This window comes from Rhizobium tibeticum, from assembly GCF_900110205.1.
In the GTDB taxonomy this organism is placed as follows: domain Bacteria; phylum Pseudomonadota; class Alphaproteobacteria; order Rhizobiales; family Rhizobiaceae; genus Rhizobium; species Rhizobium tibeticum.
This window is the reverse complement of the sequence record NZ_FOCV01000010.1, coordinates 1-17,302: the sequence shown is the minus strand read 5'-3', so window position 1 is coordinate 17,302 and position 17,302 is coordinate 1. Positions and strand designations below refer to the sequence as shown.

Here is a 17,302-nt window from a genome sequence, read left to right as displayed (position 1 = left end):
CCCACGCGGCGAATGCCCTTCAACCTTCTTGAGCGGCGGGGACGACCCAAAGCGGGCGATCGTCCCGCTTGTTGCGCAGGGCCGGCGCTGACTGATCCTCGACAGCGAGGCCTTCCTCGCCTTCGTGAACGTCGACTTCATAAGCATAATCGTAGAGCATTTCGCATGCGCGTTCGTTGGCCTTGATCTTGGCCTCGGTTTCGCCGATCGCCGCCGAAATTGCCTTGATACGGGCGCGCAACATGGAGCCGAGGATATCGGTCGCCGGTCGCTTTTCCAGCCGTTCCAGATGATGCTCTATGCGTGAGGCGTGACGCTCGAGTTCGCGCTTGCTGAAACGCGCCTTGCGCATTTCCTCCGAAAGGTCGGAGCGCATGCGGGCGAGCGGATCAAATGTGCCTGGCTCGCGCTCATCCAAGGTTAGCTGATTGACGAGCTTTTCGATCACCATCAAGGCCTGCAAGTCGATGGGATCGGCGAGCTCGACATCATAGCCCGTGTCATCAAACACCTTTCGGCGGACCGGATCCAACAGAAGCTCGTAGGCCTTCTGGACACGGCTGAACGCATCCGGGTCGCCGCCGGAGTCCGGATGCGTCGTCTTGGCGCGACGCCGATACGCGGCCTTCACCTGGTCGTCGGTTGCATCTCGCCGGACCCCGAGAATCTCATAAGGATTGGTCACCATCCCTCCGTCGCTGTTCGGACATTGCCGTGACACCCATGAAGGGCATTCCGTCCATCGGGGAATTCTTCTACCATCACTGGGGCGGAGTTTGGACAAAAAGAATAAACAAAGTCGCACGAGCGAATGGCGGACTGGGCCAGGCATTTTGATAGGACGTTCCGAGATATCAAAAACCTTGGACATGCGGGCAATTGCATCAGATTAGCGCAACTATCCCCGCTAGTGTCTCGTCCCGGAGGTGACGCCGTCACAACGGATCCCGCATCCGATGTGGCGTTGCAGATCATCAACACTGACGCCGATTCGCATGAAAGAGCGATAAAGTCAGCCTGCTCAACTGCGAAGGCTGAGGGGCCGTTACCGAAATACGAAGAATACACATGCCCAGCCTCCTGCTTAATCGTTATAATCGCGCAGTCGCGTTGACGCATTTCGTCAAATCGCGTTCTATCCGCCACCATTTGTCCGGCCTGCGCTCAGGCTTCGGGGAATTCGGAGGAGGTTTTATGCGCACGATCCGTACGATCGCAGAATTGCGTGATCAGCTTCGCGCTTATCGGCGTAACGGCAAGACGATCGGCTTTGTGCCGACCATGGGATTCCTGCATGTCGGTCACATGGAGTTGGTCGCGCGCGCGCGCGCCGAAAACGAAGTGAGCGTTGTATCGATCTTCGTCAACCCGCTGCAGTTCGGCGCCAATGAAGACCTGACCCAGTACCCGCGTGATCTGGCGCGTGACAGCGCAATGCTCGAGGCTGCCGGCGTTGATGTCCTGTTTGCACCCGAGGTCAGCGAAATGTATCCACGACCGATGCTGACGCTTGTCGATGTTCCAACGCTCGCAAACAAGCTCGAAGGGGAGGTCCGGCCGGGACATTTCGCGGGTGTGGCGACCGTCGTCACGAAACTTTTCAACCTCGTGCAGCCCGATCGCGCCTATTTTGGCGAGAAGGACTACCAGCAAGTGGCGCTGATCAAGCGGATGACCGAGGATCTCGCTCTACCGGTTGGCATCGTTGCCGTGCCGACTGTGCGAGAAGCCGACGGGCTTGCTTGCTCGTCGCGCAATGTCTACCTCAGCGCGCGGGAACGGGCCGCGGCCGTTGTCGTGCCAAATGCCCTGGCAGAAGCCGAGCGGCTCTATGCGAAGGGCTGCGATAGCCCCGAAGAATTGGAGGCCGCGTTGAGGCAGTTCATCGCAGCAGAGCCGCTCGCCACACCCGAAGTGGTCGCCGTACGCCATCCTGAAACCCTTGAGCGCTTGTCTTCGCTGCAATCGGTGTCTGCGCTTGTCGCACTTTTTGTGCGCATCGGCACCACTCGGCTTCTCGACAATAGGGTCATCGGGCTCAAATCAATCAAGAATTCGAGGGCGGCATAGTGAGCACCCATAGCAAGCAGAAGCGGCTGACAACGGCCTCGATCCGAGCGATGAAGGGCAAGGACCGCGTCGTCTGCCTGACGGCCTACACGACGCCGATCGCCCGCCTGCTCGATCCCCACTGCGACCTTCTCCTTGTCGGCGATTCTCTCGGCATGGTGCTTTACGGCATGGAAACGACGGTTGGAGTGACCCTCGACATGATGGTTGCCCATGGCCGTGCCGTCATGCGCGGCGCGTCGCATGCCTGCGTCATCGTTGATCTTCCCTTCGGCAGTTACCAGGAATCAAAGGAACAGGCGTTTCGCAGCGCCGTGCGGCTGATGCAGGAGACCGGCTGCGATGGCGTCAAGCTGGAGGGCGGGGAGGAAATGGCGGCGACGATCGCCTTCCTGACCGCAAGAGGGGTTCCAGTTTTCGCTCACGTTGGGCTCATGCCGCAGCTTGTCAACACGGCCGGTGGCTTTCGCTCGCTCGGACACTCAGATGAGGAGGCGGCGAAGATTCGACGCGATGCTCTGGCCGTCGCCGAGGCCGGTGCCTTTGCGGTTGTTGTCGAGGGAACTGTCGAACCCGTTGCCCGCGACATCACTGCTTCGCTTGGCGTGCCAACCATCGGCATTGGCGCGTCGCCTGCCTGCGACGGGCAGGTGCTGGTGTCGGACGACATGCTCGGTCTTTTCAACGACTTCATGCCGCGTTTCGTCAAACGGTTTGCTAATCTGGGCCCGCTCGTCTCTCAAGCCGCTGAGGCCTACGCCGAGGAGGTCCGAACTGGCCAATTTCCGGCCAAGGAGCATACGTTTCAACCGAAGCGGTAGGGCTCGCTCCTCAGGCCGGATTGCAGTGACGAGCATGATCCGCCCTTGTGGGCGGGAAGCCGGGTGGTTGATCATGACCACGTCGATGTCACTGGCAAGCCGCGACACTTCAGCAAGCAGACGCCGGCCTTCAATCTCAGTCCTGCCATATCATCGAGGGCAAAAAGGGCCGCTCCATCGCCTGATCGATCTCATGGGGCAGTGCTCCGTGATGGCCCACTGTCGGGAAGGTGGGCGAAAATTGTGCCTGCGCGTCTGCTTGAGTGCTCTTCCAAGCGAGGACGCGGCCCTTAGGCGGGCAGCCACCACATCTGTGATGTCGGACGTTGATAGCCGACCTTTAGGCCCTGCTGAGCCAGGCCTCGATCCCAAGGGCGGCGGCACGCCCGCTGGCGAAGCATGCCGTCAAGAGATAGCCGCCGGTCGGTGCTTCCCAATCGATCATCTCACCGGCGACGAAGAGGCCGGGCAGCGCCTTCAGCATGTAGCTCCGATCAATTTCATCCCATATGACGCCGCCTGCCGAGGAAATCGCCTCGGCGATCGGGCGGGGTCTTTGAACGGGGATCGGCAGCGCCTTGATTAGACCGGCCAATTGATGAGGGTCGCCGAGGTTCGCGGAACCTGCGAGTTCACGTAGAAGAGCCACCTTCACACCGTCGATGCCGGCAGCCTTTCGAAGCCGGTTTGACAAACTAGCTTTCGGATCTTGCTTTCCAAGCTCACGGGCGATGCGATCCTGTGCGCGTCCCGGCGTCAAGTCGACGTCAAGGGTTGTGGTTTGCCCGGCCGCTAAGCTCCTCCTCAACGCGGCAGCGTGAGCGTAGACGAGGCTGCCTTCGATGCCATGCCGGGTGACGACGAATTCTCCTGGAATGGTACCGGCTGTCGAGGTCGCCGTGACCGATTTGACCGGTTCACCGGAAAACCCCCGCCGCAGATGGTCGCTCCAATCCACATCGAAGCCGCAATTGGCGGGCTGAAAGTCATCGACTGCGATGCCTTTCTCTCTGAGCCAAGGCAGCCAGCCGGCATCGGAGCCGAGCCGAGGCCAGCTCTTCCCGCCAAGCGCCAGCAGGGCCGCGTCCGGCTGGATCACATGTGTACCCTCGGGCGTTGCGATCACGTAGCCCCCGTCCGAAAATCCCAGCCAGCGATGCCGTGTCAGGATCCGAACGCCCTGTGCCTCAAGTCTTCGCAGCCAGGCGCGAAGAAGCGGCGAAGCTTTCATTGCCGTCGGAAACACCCGCCCCGAGGATCCCACGAATGTTTCGGCACCGAGTCCCGCCGCCCAGGCCCTAACCTCGGACGGCTCGAAGCCATCGAGCGCTTCGCGGAGGCGGGCGTTCGACGCGCCGAAGCGTGACGCGAAGCGGTCGTAATCCTCGGAATGGGTAATGTTCAGCCCGGACTTGCCGGCAAGGAGAAGTTTCCGTGCAACCGTCGGCATGGCTTCATAGACCGTGACCACGTGCCCGAGCGATGACAGGCTTTCGGCAGCCGTCAGGCCTGCCGGGCCGCCGCCGAGGATCGCGATTTGCTTTTTGACCATCAAAAATCGCCCAGGATCGATATCGAAGGCCTCTCATGGCCCGCGAAAGCGCCATGTGCAAGAGTGTCGTCGTGGGGTTCGGAGCCCGGCGCTCGGGTTTAAAGGTGCTATGTGCATATTGTTCCGGGCGCCCACTCTCCGAGCAGACAAGGCCGTCGAACCCGGAATTTATACGCCGTCACCATGGTGACGGCACGATCAGAGGAAAGATCAATCCACAATGCGGGGTGTGAACTTCGGCTGTGCTGGCTCTGCGGCTTCTTTGATCGCCTCGTCGTGATACCAGCAACTTTCGTAGACGGACGGGGTAATATCCCGTTCAATATCAACCGCCGGGCGACGCTCTGTCGCAGCGAAGCGCTTGGGAAAGGCGTAAATCTTTGCCGTCTCGTGATGCACACCAATGGCCATTCAATGCCTCCTTGTTCATCCACGCCCGAGGACGTTGTCATCACCATAGCAGCTTTGCACAGGATTTGCGCGATCTGATTGAAAAAAGTGCAATATTTGTTGCAATTATGGGCACTTAAATCTGCTGTCATTTGAAACAGAATCTCATCGAGTATAAAAGATAATCATCTGCATAAATAATAATCAGTGTAGTTGACTTGCGAAAAAATGTCGCGCGCCTTGGTCGGCTTTCACTGGCCCTTGGAAACTCACGTACAACAAATTCCTCCGGCGACTAACTGATTGAGTCCGCTGTTAGTTCCGCGCTCCGCAAGTGCCGCCGGCCAAACCTGCCCTACGGCTCTATCAGACGATCCCAAATTGCTCGCGACGGCATCGCTCATAAACTGGCACGCAACGTGCATATGGTTTGGCATCCCTTCGCGGTCCGGTCGTCGCAACGGTCGGATCCGCGTGAGGATTTGCTCACGATTTATGTTTGAGAGAATCGCAAATGACCAAGTATAAGCTCGAGTACATCTGGCTCGATGGGTACACCCCGGTACCAAATCTCCGCGGCAAGACGCAGATCAAGGAATTCGACGCTTTTCCGACGCTTGAGCAGCTTCCGCTCTGGGGCTTCGACGGTTCGTCGACGATGCAGGCAGAAGGCCGCAGCTCCGATTGCGTGCTAAAGCCCGTCGCGCTCTATCCGGACCCGGCTCGCACAAACGGCGTTCTCGTCATGTGCGAAGTCATGATGCCGGATGGCGTCACCCCGCATCAGTCCAACAGCCGCGCCACCATCCTCGACGACGAGGACGCCTGGTTCGGCTTCGAGCAGGAATACTTCTTTTACGAGAACGGTCGTCCGCTCGGCTTCCCCGAAAGCGGCTACCCGGCTCCGCAGGGCCCGTACTACACCGGCGTCGGCTACTCGAACGTCGGCTCGATTGCCCGCGAGATCGTTGAAGAGCACCTCGACCTGTGCCTCGCAGCCGGCATCAATCATGAAGGCATCAACGCCGAAGTGGCCAAGGGTCAGTGGGAGTTCCAGATTTTCGGCAAGGGCTCAAAGAAGGCCGCCGACCAGATCTGGATGGCACGCTACCTGCTGCAGCGCCTCACGGAAAAGTACGGCATCGACATCGAGTATCACTGCAAGCCGCTCGGCGATACCGACTGGAACGGTTCGGGCATGCACTGCAACTTCTCGACCAAGTTCATGCGCGAAGTCGGCGGCAAGGCTTATTTCGAAGCTCTGATGGCGCAGTTCGACAAGAACCTGATGGACCACATCAACGTTTACGGCCCGGACAACGACAAGCGCCTGACCGGCAAGCATGAAACGGCTCCGTGGAACAAGTTCTCCTACGGTGTTGCCGATCGTGGTGCCTCGATCCGCGTTCCGCACTCCTTCGTCAAGAACGACTATCGCGGTTACCTGGAAGATCGTCGCCCGAATTCTCAAGGTTGCCCCTACCAGATCGCTTCGCAGGTTCTAAAGACGATCTCGGAAGTTCCGACCGCCGGTTTTGCTTCGGCAGCTGCCTAAGTTACCAATTCCGCGTTGCATATGATGGCGCCGATCGACTGATCGGCGCCATTTTTCTTGTTATTGGTCTAGTTGACGCTGACATTTCCACCGAAACAGCCTTCGGGTCGGCATGCGTTCGCCGCAGTCATCCACCAAAATCAGCCAGCGGTTGAAAACTTCAACCGAACAAGCATAATCCTTTTGCGTTGTGATTGTTTGGTCCTATACTCATGGCGGATCCTCCAATCGCGAGTTGCCCGTGACAGGCAAACAGAGCTACGTCCTGCGCCTACTCGGAACGCCCGTGCTTTTCGCAGAAGGGCATGAGATTGCCTTGCCGGAGAAAGCCTATGCGCTGCTCGCCTTCCTGGTGACTGCGCCGCAATATTCCATGGACCGCGAAATCCTGCGCGCCATCCTGTGGCAATCGGACCAGTCCAAACAGCGGGCCGGGAGCTTGCGCCAGCTTCTTGCTCGTATCGATCGCAGCGTTCCTGATGGTATGCCGCGCCTCATCAAGGCGACCAAGACCCATGTCGCGTTTAACGACAAGGGGTGGGAAGCTGACGTCCTCGTCTTGAGCAATGCCGCCGCTCCGTTGCCACGTCCTGCATGGGATTTGCTTCGCGGTGATCTTGTCGAGGGGTTCAAAGCGCCAACAATTGAAGCCGAAGAGCGCGTCGGCGTGGAAAGGCAGCGCATCGCTGAGCGCCGCGAGGCACATATCATTGCGCTGCTTGAAACGCCGGAGAAGCGGACGTCTGGCGATATCCTCTTCCTCGCAGGGTTGCTCATTGAGGCCGATCCTGCAAACGAGGTCGCTTGCAGGGCGCTGATGAAAAGGCACGTCGAGGCCGGAGATCTTGCGGCAGCGCGCCAGGCATATTTCCGCTGCCGCAGTGAGCTGAAGACCGACTACGGTGCGGAACCCGATGCGGTGACGCAGGCACTCGCTCACGAACTTGGGGTCATCGCACCCGCCATGCTGGCCAATTCCGCCATTGCCGTATCAGGCAACGCGTCCACCGACCCGGTCGGGCAGCCCCGCGTCCTCATTCTGCCGCCGGATACGATCTTGTCGGATCCGGTGCTGCAGCGCGTGGGGCGCGCCTTGCTGGAAGAGGTGACGATCGGGCTGAGCCAGCAGCGCGGCTTCAAGGTTATTGCCGCCCATACCAGTCTGGAAATCGTCAATCGCAGTCTTACAGGCGCCATTCCTGCGCCAACGCCACCTGAACTGCGGTTTGACTATACTGTATACGTCACGATCCATGGTCGCGAGGAAGACATTTATTCGACCTGCCGTTTGACGAAGACTTCGACAGCCGAGGTGCTGTGGGCGATCGACCTGCCTCTTGCGATGCAGAAGGTCAATCAGTCCTTCGGGCAGCTTGCGCGGCGTATCGTGATGACGCTCGCCGATACGATCGAGCGCCGCGAGCTGCTGGATATGACGCACGACGTCAATCCGTCGGCCTATCGCTTATACCTTGAAGGAAAGCGTCTCGTTTCGAAGACTGATCTTCAGCACCTGCGCCAGGCCCGCAAATGGTTCAAATCAGCGCTTGCACGCCATGACAAATTCTCGTCCGCGCACGCTGGAATGGCACGCGTGCTTGGCATGGAATGGCTGGTGCGCGGAATGAAGGACACGCAATTACTCGAGGACGCCGACCGCTCGGCCTGGCTTGCGCGCGACAGCGACCCCAACAGTGGCCGGGCGATGCGCGAGTTGGGCTTCGTGGCCCTTTACCGCCGCCGCTTCGCCGACAGCCTCGATTTCTTTGCCGAGGCACAGATGCTCAACCCGAATGACGCCGACATCCTCGCCGATTATGCGGATGCGCTGTTGCATGACGGACAGAGTGATCGGGCACTGGAGTTGAGTTTGGCGGCACTCAAGCTCAATCCGCTGCCGCCGGATTACTACTATTGGAATCTTGGCGGCATTCATTTCGTCCAGGAAAATTACGCGAAGGCGATCGAGGTCCTGGATCGTGTCAAGGACCGTCCCGCAACCTCGCGTTTGTTGGCCGCGGCTCATGCAAAGAACGGCGATCTTAGAACCGCGGCGCGCTATGCCTCCATCGTCCTCGAGAATTTCCCTGATTTCCGAACCGATGATGTCTGGCAATTCGTGCCGGATCGCAATCCGGACGACACCCGTCAGCTGATTGACGGCCTTCGCATGGCCGGATTGTCCTGAAGCGATACAACTTCAGCGTTTCACCTCCTTCTTAGCGCGAGTCTCGGTCACGCCGAAATAACGCCCGCCGGGGCATCTTCTCGCTGTCCGCAGCACAATGCTGCTTCCAGCAAGGAGATGACACAATGACGACGGTTCAGATCAAGCCAGTTGCAGTCCGCCTTTCGGCCGCCGCTCAGGCCGTCCTGAAGCAGGAGGCCGTGCAGCTCGACACGAACGCCACGGCAAACATCGTTCACGCCCTGAAGTTCCGTTGAGGAATCATGCGAATGTCTGTTCAGACCGCACTCGAGCGCCTGGCGCAAGATCTCAGCTTCTCATCGGCGGCTATCAACAGCTACCACGACCGCTCGCTGGCGCCTGGACAGACATTCGCGGCCATCAAGCCGCATTTCAAGGAACTTGGTATTACGCGGGTGGGGCTGCTCACCGCACTAGACCTTCTTGAGATCCCCGTAGCCTTTGCCACGCGACCCAACAGCTACACGCTTTCCGTCTTCCAGGGGAAGGGCATCGACGAAGAGGCGGCAATGACCTCGGCGGCGATGGAGGCCGTTGAGACACGCGTTGCGGAAAACCAGCCGAGCGATCTTGTGATTGCCACTCTGGCCGGTATGAGGGCTGAGCATGCGCCGATGATCGACCTCGATTCAGTGGCGCGCTGCGTTCCTTCCGAGATTGGTTCCGAGCCAATTGCCTGGGGCGAAGGCCTGGACATCATCTCCAACCGTCCGGTCTTCGTACCCTGGCCGCTCGTCGGCCTCGACCATCGGGGCGTCCGGCCATCGGGTTTCGAGCAGTCGAGCGATGGTCTCGCATCTGGAAACCGGCCGGCAGAAGCCGTGCTTCACGGGCTTTGCGAACTGGTCGAACGCGACGCCTGGGCGCTGACGCAGTTGCGCCCATATGAGCAACTGCGCGGCGCGCGGATTGATCCGAATGCATTCGCCGACCCCGTCCTCGATATCATTGTCGATCGCATCGAGCGCGCGGGAATGCGTCTGCTGCTGCTCGACATGACGACCGATATTGGCGTCCCCAGCTTTCTCGCCGTCATCATTCCCGGCAATCTCGGGGACCGCGTAGATGCGCGTTGGACCCATGTTTGTGGCGGATGTGGATGCCATCCTGATCCGGTTCGTGCAGCCCTGCGCGCCATCACCGAGGCAGCGCAGAGCCGCTTGACAGCAATTGCCGGCAGTCGTGACGACTTTTCGCCGCGTCTTTACCAGAGGCTCGACGACGGCGGTCCGATGCAGGAGCTCATCAATCTCTGCGATGAGACGTCAGCCGCTCCCACATTCTCTTTCGAACCTTCGCGGCGCACCATTCAGGAAAACATCTCGCAGATTCTCGATCGCTTAGCGTCGAGAGGTATCGATCAGGTGGTGGCCGTACCGCTTCCCCATCCGCGCCTGCCGGTCTCGGTCGTTCGCATGATCGTGCCCGGTCTCGAAGTGGATGTCAGCGGCGAATACATTCAACTCGGGTTGCGCGCCGTCAACGCCATGCAGGGAGCAATGCAATGAAGGTCATCTTCGCAGGGCCGAGCTTCGGAGCTGACATCGGCACGCTTCGCGCGGGAAACCCGTCGATCCATTTTCGTGGGCCGGCTGCGCGCGGTGACATATTGCAAGCCGTGCAGGACGGTGCGCGCGCGATCGGGATTGTCGATGGCTACTTCGGGGAAGTGCCTTCGGTATGGCATAAGGAAATCCTCTACGCATTGCAGCACAATGTCGTTGTCGTCGGCGGCGCCAGCATGGGTGCGCTTCGCGCGGCCGAATGCGCGGCGTTCGGCATGGTCGGTCTTGGCTCGATCTACGAGGACTATGCGCAAGGTCGCCTGATCGACGATGAGGCTGTGGCGCTCGTGCATGCACCCGAAGAGCTCGGCTGGCTTCCCCTCTCCATCCCCTGGGTGGATTTTCAGCCGACGATCGATGACCTGTACCGGACGGGCGCGGTCTCGCTTGCAGAACACAAGATGCTGTTGCTTGCTGGCCGCTTGCTCCACTTTTCAAAGCGCACCTATCCCAAGGTTGTCGAAGGCTGCGCTTTCCCCAAGGACGGCCGCGCCAAGGAGATCCTGCGGATAGTTCGATCGCGAAAGATCGAGCGCAAGCGTCAGGATGCCGAACTCGTCTTGCAATATCTGCAGGACGTGGAGTTTGCCGCTCAGGAGCGTGACTGGGGCTTCGCTGCGACCTCTCACTGGGAGCATTTGCGGGCGGAAGTCACAGCGGCTGTCACGCCTGTAACGCTCGAGTAACGCTGGACCTGAATGATGGGATCTCGTTGAAGCCGAGAAGGCGCTCATCAGCAGAGAAGGCGGTGGCAATGAACATTCTGACGAGGGACGAGGGAACGGGTAGCGAGTATGCCAGAATCTTCCGGTTGCTCTCGGCCGCAAAGGATGAAGCCCAAAGGCTCAAGCTCCATAATCTGACGCACTTGACCAATATGGCTCTTCTTCAGGTCGTCATCGATTGGGACGGCATCGACCCCGAGCGAGAACTCGATGTCAATCTCGAAAAGCTGATCGGCACCAAGACGCAGGTCGCGATGAAGGATGCCAGCGAGAACCTTGTGCTTCTCGATTGCCATTGACGATCAGGCCGGGACGTTCGGACCGTGCTGTTACTCGGCGTCGTCCAGTTGCTCCATGCCGGCAATTGCCTGCACGAGCTTTACGATCTTCTTGCGAACCGCCTCGTTCTTGATCGACAGGAAGGCGGCGTTGAGCAGAACGCCATCGCGCGAAACAACGAATTCCTCGCTGGGCGTCGGATTGTCGTTCGCCGTGCTGACGTCCTCGAAGAAAGACCGGACATCGACATCGAGAGCGCCGGCGATTTCGACCAGCATGCTCGCCGAAACGCGATTGGCGCCTTTTTCGTATTTTTGAATCTGCTGGAACGTAACGCCGACCCGATCGCCAAGTTCGGTCTGCGATACTTTACGCATCAGACGCTTTATGCGGATCGTCTTCCCGACGTGAATATCAACTGCATGGGGTCCATCTTTCATGGCTCTCTCCTTCCAACGCCGGTTGTTGCGCGACTATTATGCCAGCAATCAACCTAACGGAGATAATTGATCGGATCAATTGTGTTGATTCGTTTTTATCGCGTACAGAGCGCCTGGGCTCAACATATTGAAGATTCGATTATCCGTTTGAATAGTAATTATTTGCACCGTCAAATCGCTGTTATGGTTGAAAGCAACCATAGATCGTGGTCGGCCATTCGCTCCGAGTTGAGAGGTCCTGATGTCGACGAAGAGCTGGCTTTTGCTTGCGTTACTCTCCATTATCGAGGCCGGGGGTATTATGCTTGGCTGAAATTCACCGATAATGGTCTCCCTGATGGTATTGCCGGCGGTAAATGGGCGCATTGAGGCCGCCGAGATCGATATCTCGACAAAGACTGCCGGCCGCATTCAGGACATTCTTGTCAACGAGGGCGATTTCGTTGAGGCGGGCAGGTGTTCGCCCAAATGGATACCCGGGCAGCTCGAAGCCCCGCAGCTTGGGTTTCTCCTGAGCTCGTGCTGGTCTCGCTGCAGTTGCTGTCGGGCGGCACGACGCCGCGCGAGAGTATGCCCAAGATCATTCAGACCATCATGCTGGCGGCGCCCAACACGCATTTCGTGATTCTATCCCAGGCGGCGCTGTTCCGCGGGGCCGGCCTGAGTGTGGTATGGCCGCAGCTTGCAGCGCTCTTTGCGCTCGGCGCCATCTTCTTCTATTTTGCGCTGAAACGCTTCCGGCAGTTCCTGCGCTAGTGTCAGCAATTTGCCGTGGTCATGCCCCGGGGTGCTTTCACGCGGCGGTTTGCTGTGCCAGAGATTGAGCCGTCGATAGAATGGATTCGTGGCCGCCGTGACGATCGGGTTTGCCCATGCCGAATTGATAGCCGTACTCGTGGCGGTGACGGGCGGCGAACCGCGTGTCATGACGATCCGATCGGGCGACGCGCTTCCGTCCGGTCCTTTCGAAATGGGGCACCGCACCTTGCAGAGCGGTCTGCGCGAGTGGGTTCAGGAGCAGACAGGCCATCCCGTCGGCTATCTGGAGCAACTCTACACCTTTGCCGACCGCGACCGAAACAACGAGATCCTGGGCGGCAGGACGATTTCGATCAGCTATCTCGGTCTGGTCCGTGAGCAGGCGACGCCGGGCGGCGGCCGACCCGGCTGGCATGGTTGGTACAGCTATTTCCCCTGGGAAGACTGGCGCGCTGGGCGACCGGCGATCCTCGATGGGATCGTAACGCGTCTTGTCGCGTGGGCCGAGCGCGATCCCGTCCGCCAGAACGAGCGGTTACGCCGGGCGAATTTCGCTTTCGGGCTCCGCGAGGCCGCGTGGAATGAGGATCTGGTGTTGCAACGCTATGAACTGCTCTACGAAGCGGGCATCGTGACAGAGGCCGGCTGCCCGGTCGAAACCAATCCGGGCCGGGCGATGTTCGCCGACCATCGGCGCATCCTTGCGACGGGCATTGCAAGATTGCGTGCGAAGATCAAATACCGTCCAGTCGTCTTTGAGCTGATGCCGGAGAGCTTCACCTTGCTGCAATTGCAGCGCAGCGTCGAAGCGCTGGCCGGACTGACGCTGCACAAGCAGAATTTCCGCCGGTTGATCGAACAGCAGGAATTGGTCGAGGAGACTGGCGAGACGACGAGCGAAACGGGCGGGCGGCCCGCAAAGCTGTTTCGCTACCGGCATGTCGTCCTCGAAGAACGCGCCCTCGCCGGATCGAAATTACCACTCTCTCGTAATTGACATATGCTCATCGTGAGAATATCTATGGGCGAATGATATGCTCAGATAGAGCATAACGAGGAGTCAACCATGAACCACCGCGTTTCCATGTCCTCGCTCTATGAGCGTGTTCGTCGCGTCATTCCCGAAGCCGAGTGGATGTCGTTTGCCGATGACGTCGAGGCGATCCTCGAGCTGAAGCGCCGGCGCAATGCCGTCATCCTGGCACACAACTACCAGACGCCGGAAATCTACCACGGGGTGGCCGATATCGTTGGCGACAGCCTGGCACTCGCCCGCAAGGCGATCGATGTGGATGCCGACGTCATTGTTCTCGCCGGCGTGCATTTCATGGCCGAGACAGCCAAGCTCCTCAATCCGGAAAAGACGGTGCTCATACCGGACATGGGGGCGGGTTGCTCTCTGGCGGATTCGATCACGCCGCAGGATGTGGCGCTGCTGCGCCAAGCCCATCCCGGTGTGCCCGTCATCACCTATGTGAATACCTCGGCGGCGGTGAAGGCGGCATCGGACATTTGCTGCACATCAGGAAACGCCAAACAGGTCGTCGAGTCGCTCGGCGTGCCGCGTGTGCTGATGATTCCGGACGAATATCTCGCCCGCAACGTCGCGCGCGAAACGAAGGTCGAGGTGCTTGCCTGGCATGGTCATTGCGAGGTCCATGAACTGTTCACGGCCGATGACGTCAAGCAACTGCGCGAAAACTATCCCGGCGTGACGGTGCTGGCACACCCCGAATGTCCGCCGGATGTCGTGGCCGAGGCGGACTTTGCCGGATCGACTGCGGTGATGTCCGATTTCGTCGGGCAGAAGCGGCCAGCCCGGGTCGTGCTCCTCACCGAGTGCTCGATGAGCGACAACGTCGCGGTGCATTACCCCGATGTCGAGTTCATTCGTCCCTGCAACCTTTGCCCGCATATGAAGCGGATTACACTCGCCAACATCCGCGCGGCCCTGGAGGAAAATCGCCACGAGGTCACGGTCGACCCCGACATTGCCGTTGCTGCCCGGCGTGCCGTCGAGCGGATGCTTGCGATATGACCGAGCGTCTTGACGCGTTCAGCGGGCAGGTTGTCGTCGTTGGAAGCGGTCTGGCCGGTCTGATGACGGCGCTGACGCTGGCACCGCAGCCGGTCGTGCTCGTCACCCGCGGCGCCATTGGTGCGCAGACCTCGAGTGCTTGGGCGCAAGGCGGGATTGCCGCAAGTCTTGGCGACGATGACAGCGCTCATCTGCACCTTTCCGACACGCTTGCTGCCGGCGACGGTCTGTGCGATGCGCAAGCCGCATCTGAGATCATCGCCGATGGCCCCGCCGTCATCACCGCCCTGGAGCGTGCCGGCGTCTCGTTTGACAGAGATGGCGCAGGGCGCCTCGTGCTTGGTCTGGAAGCTGCCCATTCGCGCCGACGCATCGTGCATGCATCAGGAGACGGATCGGGCGCCGCGATCATCGCCGCTCTCCTTGCCGCGGTCGCCAAGACGCCCTCGATCACGGTGCTCGATGCAACCGAGGTGCGTTCGCTCCTGACCCATGACGGTTCGATCAGCGGTCTGACCGTCTCTCGAGGAGCGCAACTCGCCACCCTCGTGACCAACAGGGTGGTGTTGGCGACGGGCGGCATCGGCGGGCTCTATGACGCGTCGACCAATCCCATGTGCAATTTCGGCCAGGGACTTGCGATGGCGGCAAGGGCAGGCGCAAGCCTTGCCGACATGGAATTCGTGCAGTTTCATCCGACCGGCCTCGATTCTGCCCGAGCGCCGCTGGCGCTTGTCAGTGAGGCGGTGCGCGGCGAGGGCGCCATCCTCGTCAATGACAGAGGCGAGCGCTTCATGTCCGGCATCGATGGAGAGGAACTCGCGCCGCGCGATGTCGTTGCGCGCGCCATCAGCGCAGAGCTTTCGCAAGGACGGCGGGTCTTCTTGGACGCTCGTTGTGCGCTCCGCGGTCGTTTCGCCTCCCGCTTTCCAACGATCCACGCGCTATGCCGTGAGGCTGGCATCGACCCGACAAGCGATGTCATACCGGTGCGCCCTGCCGTTCACTATCACATGGGTGGAGTTGCGACCGATTTGACGGGACGCAGCTCGGTTGCAGGCCTGTGGGTGGTCGGCGAGGCGGCCTCAACCGGGCTGCATGGCGCCAATCGGCTGGCCAGCAACTCTTTGCTTGAGGCAGCTGCCCTCGGCCTGCGGGCTGCCGGTGGCATCAGCGCGACCTCGGCGGGTCCCGTTCGGTCGGTGCGGCGGGTGCCATCTGTGCCAGCGCCGGATGCTTCGGCCGTGCGTGCGCTCGTATCGCGTCACCTCGGCGTGCTGCGCAATGCCGGTGCTCTCCAAGGGGCGGTCGCCACCCTGTTGCCAGTCGCCGAAAACGGTGGTCCCGCTGCCGATCCGGCGATTGTTGCTTTGACGATTGCCGTCTTTGCAATGCTGCGCAAGGAAAGCCGCGGCGCGCATGCACGCACCGATTTCCCATTGAAGCTGGCTGTCGCCGAACGCCGCTTCATGACGCTCGTTGATGTGCTTAATGTCGCGCGTGCCGACACTCATTCTTTTGCCCGGAGTGCCTGATATGTCCCTTGCCCCTTTGCCGCGACTTGTCATCGAACCGCTGGTGCGCGCCGCCCTCCTCGAAGATCTCGGCCTTGCCGGCGACATCACCTCGGCCGCGGTTGTCCCGGCAGATCATCGCTCGTCGCTGGTCATGGTGGCGCGGCAGGCGGGTGTCATTGCCGGTCTCGATGCCGCCGAGCTCGCCTTCCATCTCGTCGACCCTGCAATCCACGTGGTTCGGCAAATAGAGGAAGGTTCCCAAGTCAGGCCGGGTGACTCCATTGCCACGATCAACGGACCATCGCGCGGCTTGCTGACCGGCGAGCGCACCGCGCTCAATTTTCTAGGCCACCTCTCGGGCATCGCGACCGTGACGGCAAGTCTGGTCGAGGCGGTAAGGGGTACGAAGGCATCGATTGCCTGCACGCGCAAGACGACTCCCGGACTGCGCGCTCTGGAAAAATACGCGGTTCGCGCCGGCGGCGGCATGAACCATCGGTTTGCGCTCCATGATGCCGTCCTGATTAAGGACAATCACGTCGCGATTGCCGGCGGCGTGGCCGAGGCGATCCGTCGGGCCCGCGCCGGCGTCGGACACATGGTCAAGATTGAGGTCGAAGTGGATACGCTCGAGCAGCTACGTGATGCGCTGCAGGAGGATGTCGACGCAGTCTTGCTCGACAATATGACGCCGGCGCAGCTGCGCGAAGCGGTCGCGATCGTCAATGGCTGCGCAATCACCGAGGCCTCGGGCCGGGTAACGCCTTCGACGGTCGCTGCAATCGCGGCCTCGGGCGTCGATCTCGTTTCAGTTGGCTGGTGCACGCACAGCGCCCCGACATTGGATATCGGTCTCGATGTGCCAGGCTGACTGATACTGTTGGCAAGTGCCTCAATATGTTCGCGACGCGTCAGCCACGTGAGCCGATAGATGCGCGTCGCCAGCCTGTCGATGTACGTCGATCCGCACCGTTGGTGGAGGTAACCGCTGCTCTATGGCGCTACATCAGCGGCTACCTTCGACAGCGGGTGTGGTCCCCTGACGTTCCAGGTAGCCTGTGAAGGTGATGTTCTCACCAGTTTTGCATCGAGACAGATCTTTGTCGCGGAAGTTCGCCACAAAGCGGCGAACGGGCGTTCCCCTGCCGTTGTCCCGCCTCCGCCAATGCCTGAACTCGTGAGCCTGCGGCTGTTGTGACGTGATCTGTCGTGTCTCCCATGCAATTGCCCACATGAAGCCGGAAGAACAGTCTAGGGCGAGCCACCTCACTCCCGAAGACGGACATCCATGGTGTAATCGCGGGCACGAGGCCCCTCTGGATCCGATCGCGATCTTGGAAGGTGGCTGCTCCCCGATATGATGAGATACGGGCTCTCGACTG

The 17,302-nt window shown here is 60.2% G+C and carries 17 protein-coding genes and 1 pseudogene; 14 read left to right on the top strand and 4 right to left on the bottom strand.

All coding sequences use genetic code 11. From position 1 onward, the window contains the following. Positions 1 to 19: 19 nt before the first annotated feature. Positions 20 to 685, bottom strand: coding sequence for a J domain-containing protein (locus tag BSG20_RS12725; RefSeq protein WP_072376025.1), 666 nt, complete (start codon positions 683 to 685; stop codon positions 20 to 22). A gap of 509 nt (positions 686 to 1,194) precedes the next feature. Between BSG20_RS12725 and panC the strand changes: the two genes are divergently transcribed. Both panC and panB read left to right on the top strand, forming a co-directional pair. Next, complete coding sequence (gene panC / locus BSG20_RS12720) at positions 1,195 to 2,070, top strand: pantoate--beta-alanine ligase (RefSeq protein ID WP_072375725.1); 876 nt, start codon at positions 1,195 to 1,197, stop codon at positions 2,068 to 2,070. Further along, a complete protein-coding gene (gene panB / locus BSG20_RS12715) occupies positions 2,070 to 2,891 on the top strand; it encodes a 3-methyl-2-oxobutanoate hydroxymethyltransferase (protein ID WP_072375723.1) in 822 nt (273 codons plus the stop codon). The genes panC and panB overlap by 1 nt, the downstream gene beginning before the upstream one ends. 340 nt (positions 2,892 to 3,231) lie before the next feature. Here the strand turns inward: panB and BSG20_RS12710 are convergent, their stop codons facing one another. Beyond that, positions 3,232 to 4,443, bottom strand: a complete 1,212-nt coding sequence (locus tag BSG20_RS12710; RefSeq protein WP_072375721.1) for a TIGR03862 family flavoprotein — start codon at positions 4,441 to 4,443, stop codon at positions 3,232 to 3,234. 210 nt (positions 4,444 to 4,653) lie between these two features. Then, positions 4,654 to 4,854, bottom strand: coding sequence for a DUF2735 domain-containing protein (locus BSG20_RS12705; RefSeq protein ID WP_072375719.1), 201 nt, complete (start codon positions 4,852 to 4,854; stop codon positions 4,654 to 4,656). Positions 4,855 to 5,347: 493 nt separating this feature from the next. Between BSG20_RS12705 and BSG20_RS12700 the strand changes: the two genes are divergently transcribed. The 6 genes from BSG20_RS12700 to BSG20_RS12680 all read left to right on the top strand — a co-directional run bounded on the left by BSG20_RS12700 (position 5,348) and on the right by BSG20_RS12680 (position 11,186). Beyond that, positions 5,348 to 6,388 carry a glutamine synthetase beta-grasp domain-containing protein gene (locus tag BSG20_RS12700; protein WP_072375717.1) on the top strand — a complete coding sequence of 347 codons (1,041 nt, stop codon included), beginning with the start codon at positions 5,348 to 5,350 and terminating at the stop codon, positions 6,386 to 6,388. 241 nt (positions 6,389 to 6,629) lie between these two features. Further along, positions 6,630 to 8,576 carry an AfsR/SARP family transcriptional regulator gene (locus BSG20_RS12695; RefSeq protein ID WP_072376023.1) on the top strand — a complete coding sequence of 649 codons (1,947 nt, stop codon included), beginning with the start codon at positions 6,630 to 6,632 and terminating at the stop codon, positions 8,574 to 8,576. A 125-nt stretch (positions 8,577 to 8,701) separates the two neighbouring features. Next, positions 8,702 to 8,833 (top strand): hypothetical protein, encoded by a 132-nt coding sequence (locus BSG20_RS38380; RefSeq protein ID WP_280142187.1) that lies wholly within the window; start codon positions 8,702 to 8,704, stop codon positions 8,831 to 8,833. A 12-nt stretch (positions 8,834 to 8,845) separates the two neighbouring features. Beyond that, the gene (locus BSG20_RS12690) at positions 8,846 to 10,105 is read left to right on the top strand and encodes a YcaO-like family protein (protein ID WP_072375715.1); all 1,260 of its coding nucleotides are present in this window, start codon (positions 8,846 to 8,848) and stop codon (positions 10,103 to 10,105) included. After that, positions 10,102 to 10,848: a TfuA-like protein gene (locus tag BSG20_RS12685; RefSeq protein ID WP_072375713.1), complete on the top strand. Its 747-nt coding sequence runs from the start codon at positions 10,102 to 10,104 to the stop codon at positions 10,846 to 10,848. The genes BSG20_RS12690 and BSG20_RS12685 overlap by 4 nt, the downstream gene beginning before the upstream one ends. A 68-nt stretch (positions 10,849 to 10,916) precedes the next feature. Continuing rightward, a complete protein-coding gene (locus BSG20_RS12680; protein WP_072375711.1) occupies positions 10,917 to 11,186 on the top strand; it encodes a hypothetical protein in 270 nt (89 codons plus the stop codon). A gap of 30 nt (positions 11,187 to 11,216) precedes the next feature. On the opposite strand, the gene BSG20_RS12675 is transcribed toward BSG20_RS12680, so the two are convergent. After that, positions 11,217 to 11,606: a helix-turn-helix domain-containing protein gene (locus BSG20_RS12675; RefSeq protein ID WP_072375709.1), complete on the bottom strand. Its 390-nt coding sequence runs from the start codon at positions 11,604 to 11,606 to the stop codon at positions 11,217 to 11,219. 66 nt (positions 11,607 to 11,672) lie between these two features. On the opposite strand from BSG20_RS12675, the gene BSG20_RS38825 reads away from it, so the two are divergent. The 6 genes and pseudogenes from BSG20_RS38825 (at position 11,673) to nadC (ending at position 16,791) form a co-directional block, all read left to right on the top strand. Then, the gene (locus BSG20_RS38825; RefSeq protein WP_420884117.1) at positions 11,673 to 11,975 is read left to right on the top strand and encodes a hypothetical protein; all 303 of its coding nucleotides are present in this window, start codon (positions 11,673 to 11,675) and stop codon (positions 11,973 to 11,975) included. Positions 11,976 to 12,099: 124 nt separating this feature from the next. Then, positions 12,100 to 12,362, top strand: a pseudogene (locus tag BSG20_RS12665) (hypothetical protein); the annotation flags it as partial. Between the two features lie 97 nt (positions 12,363 to 12,459). After that, on the top strand, positions 12,460 to 13,362 hold the full coding sequence (locus BSG20_RS12660; RefSeq protein WP_072376021.1) for an NUDIX hydrolase: 903 nt from the start codon (positions 12,460 to 12,462) through the stop codon (positions 13,360 to 13,362). Between the two features lie 69 nt (positions 13,363 to 13,431). Beyond that, complete coding sequence (gene nadA, locus BSG20_RS12655) at positions 13,432 to 14,403, top strand: quinolinate synthase NadA (RefSeq protein WP_072375705.1); 972 nt, start codon at positions 13,432 to 13,434, stop codon at positions 14,401 to 14,403. Beyond that, complete coding sequence (locus BSG20_RS12650; RefSeq protein WP_072375703.1) at positions 14,400 to 15,938, top strand: L-aspartate oxidase; 1,539 nt, start codon at positions 14,400 to 14,402, stop codon at positions 15,936 to 15,938. The genes nadA and BSG20_RS12650 overlap by 4 nt, the downstream gene beginning before the upstream one ends. Before the next feature lies 1 nt (position 15,939). Continuing rightward, complete coding sequence (gene nadC / locus BSG20_RS12645; RefSeq protein WP_177309838.1) at positions 15,940 to 16,791, top strand: carboxylating nicotinate-nucleotide diphosphorylase; 852 nt, start codon at positions 15,940 to 15,942, stop codon at positions 16,789 to 16,791. The last annotated feature ends 511 nt before the right edge of the window (positions 16,792 to 17,302 follow it).

What these genes read in the sequence shown, in the direction of transcription:
- nadA (WP_072375705.1), top strand. Translation starts at nt 13,432, where the DNA reads ATGAACCACCGCGTTTCCATGTCCTCGCTCTATGAGCGTGTTCGTCGC.
- BSG20_RS12700 (WP_072375717.1), top strand. Translation starts at nt 5,348, where the DNA reads ATGACCAAGTATAAGCTCGAGTACATCTGGCTCGATGGGTACACCCCG.
- panC (WP_072375725.1), top strand. Translation starts at nt 1,195, where the DNA reads ATGCGCACGATCCGTACGATCGCAGAATTGCGTGATCAGCTTCGCGCT.
- BSG20_RS12675 (WP_072375709.1), bottom strand. Translation starts at nt 11,606, where the DNA reads ATGAAAGATGGACCCCATGCAGTTGATATTCACGTCGGGAAGACGATC.
- BSG20_RS12680 (WP_072375711.1), top strand. Translation starts at nt 10,917, where the DNA reads ATGAACATTCTGACGAGGGACGAGGGAACGGGTAGCGAGTATGCCAGA.
- nadC (WP_177309838.1), top strand. Translation starts at nt 15,940, where the DNA reads ATGTCCCTTGCCCCTTTGCCGCGACTTGTCATCGAACCGCTGGTGCGC.
- BSG20_RS38380 (WP_280142187.1), top strand. Translation starts at nt 8,702, where the DNA reads ATGACGACGGTTCAGATCAAGCCAGTTGCAGTCCGCCTTTCGGCCGCC.
- BSG20_RS12710 (WP_072375721.1), bottom strand. Translation starts at nt 4,443, where the DNA reads ATGGTCAAAAAGCAAATCGCGATCCTCGGCGGCGGCCCGGCAGGCCTG.
- BSG20_RS12705 (WP_072375719.1), bottom strand. Translation starts at nt 4,854, where the DNA reads ATGGCCATTGGTGTGCATCACGAGACGGCAAAGATTTACGCCTTTCCC.
- BSG20_RS12650 (WP_072375703.1), top strand. Translation starts at nt 14,400, where the DNA reads ATGACCGAGCGTCTTGACGCGTTCAGCGGGCAGGTTGTCGTCGTTGGA.
- BSG20_RS12685 (WP_072375713.1), top strand. Translation starts at nt 10,102, where the DNA reads ATGAAGGTCATCTTCGCAGGGCCGAGCTTCGGAGCTGACATCGGCACG.
- BSG20_RS12690 (WP_072375715.1), top strand. Translation starts at nt 8,846, where the DNA reads ATGTCTGTTCAGACCGCACTCGAGCGCCTGGCGCAAGATCTCAGCTTC.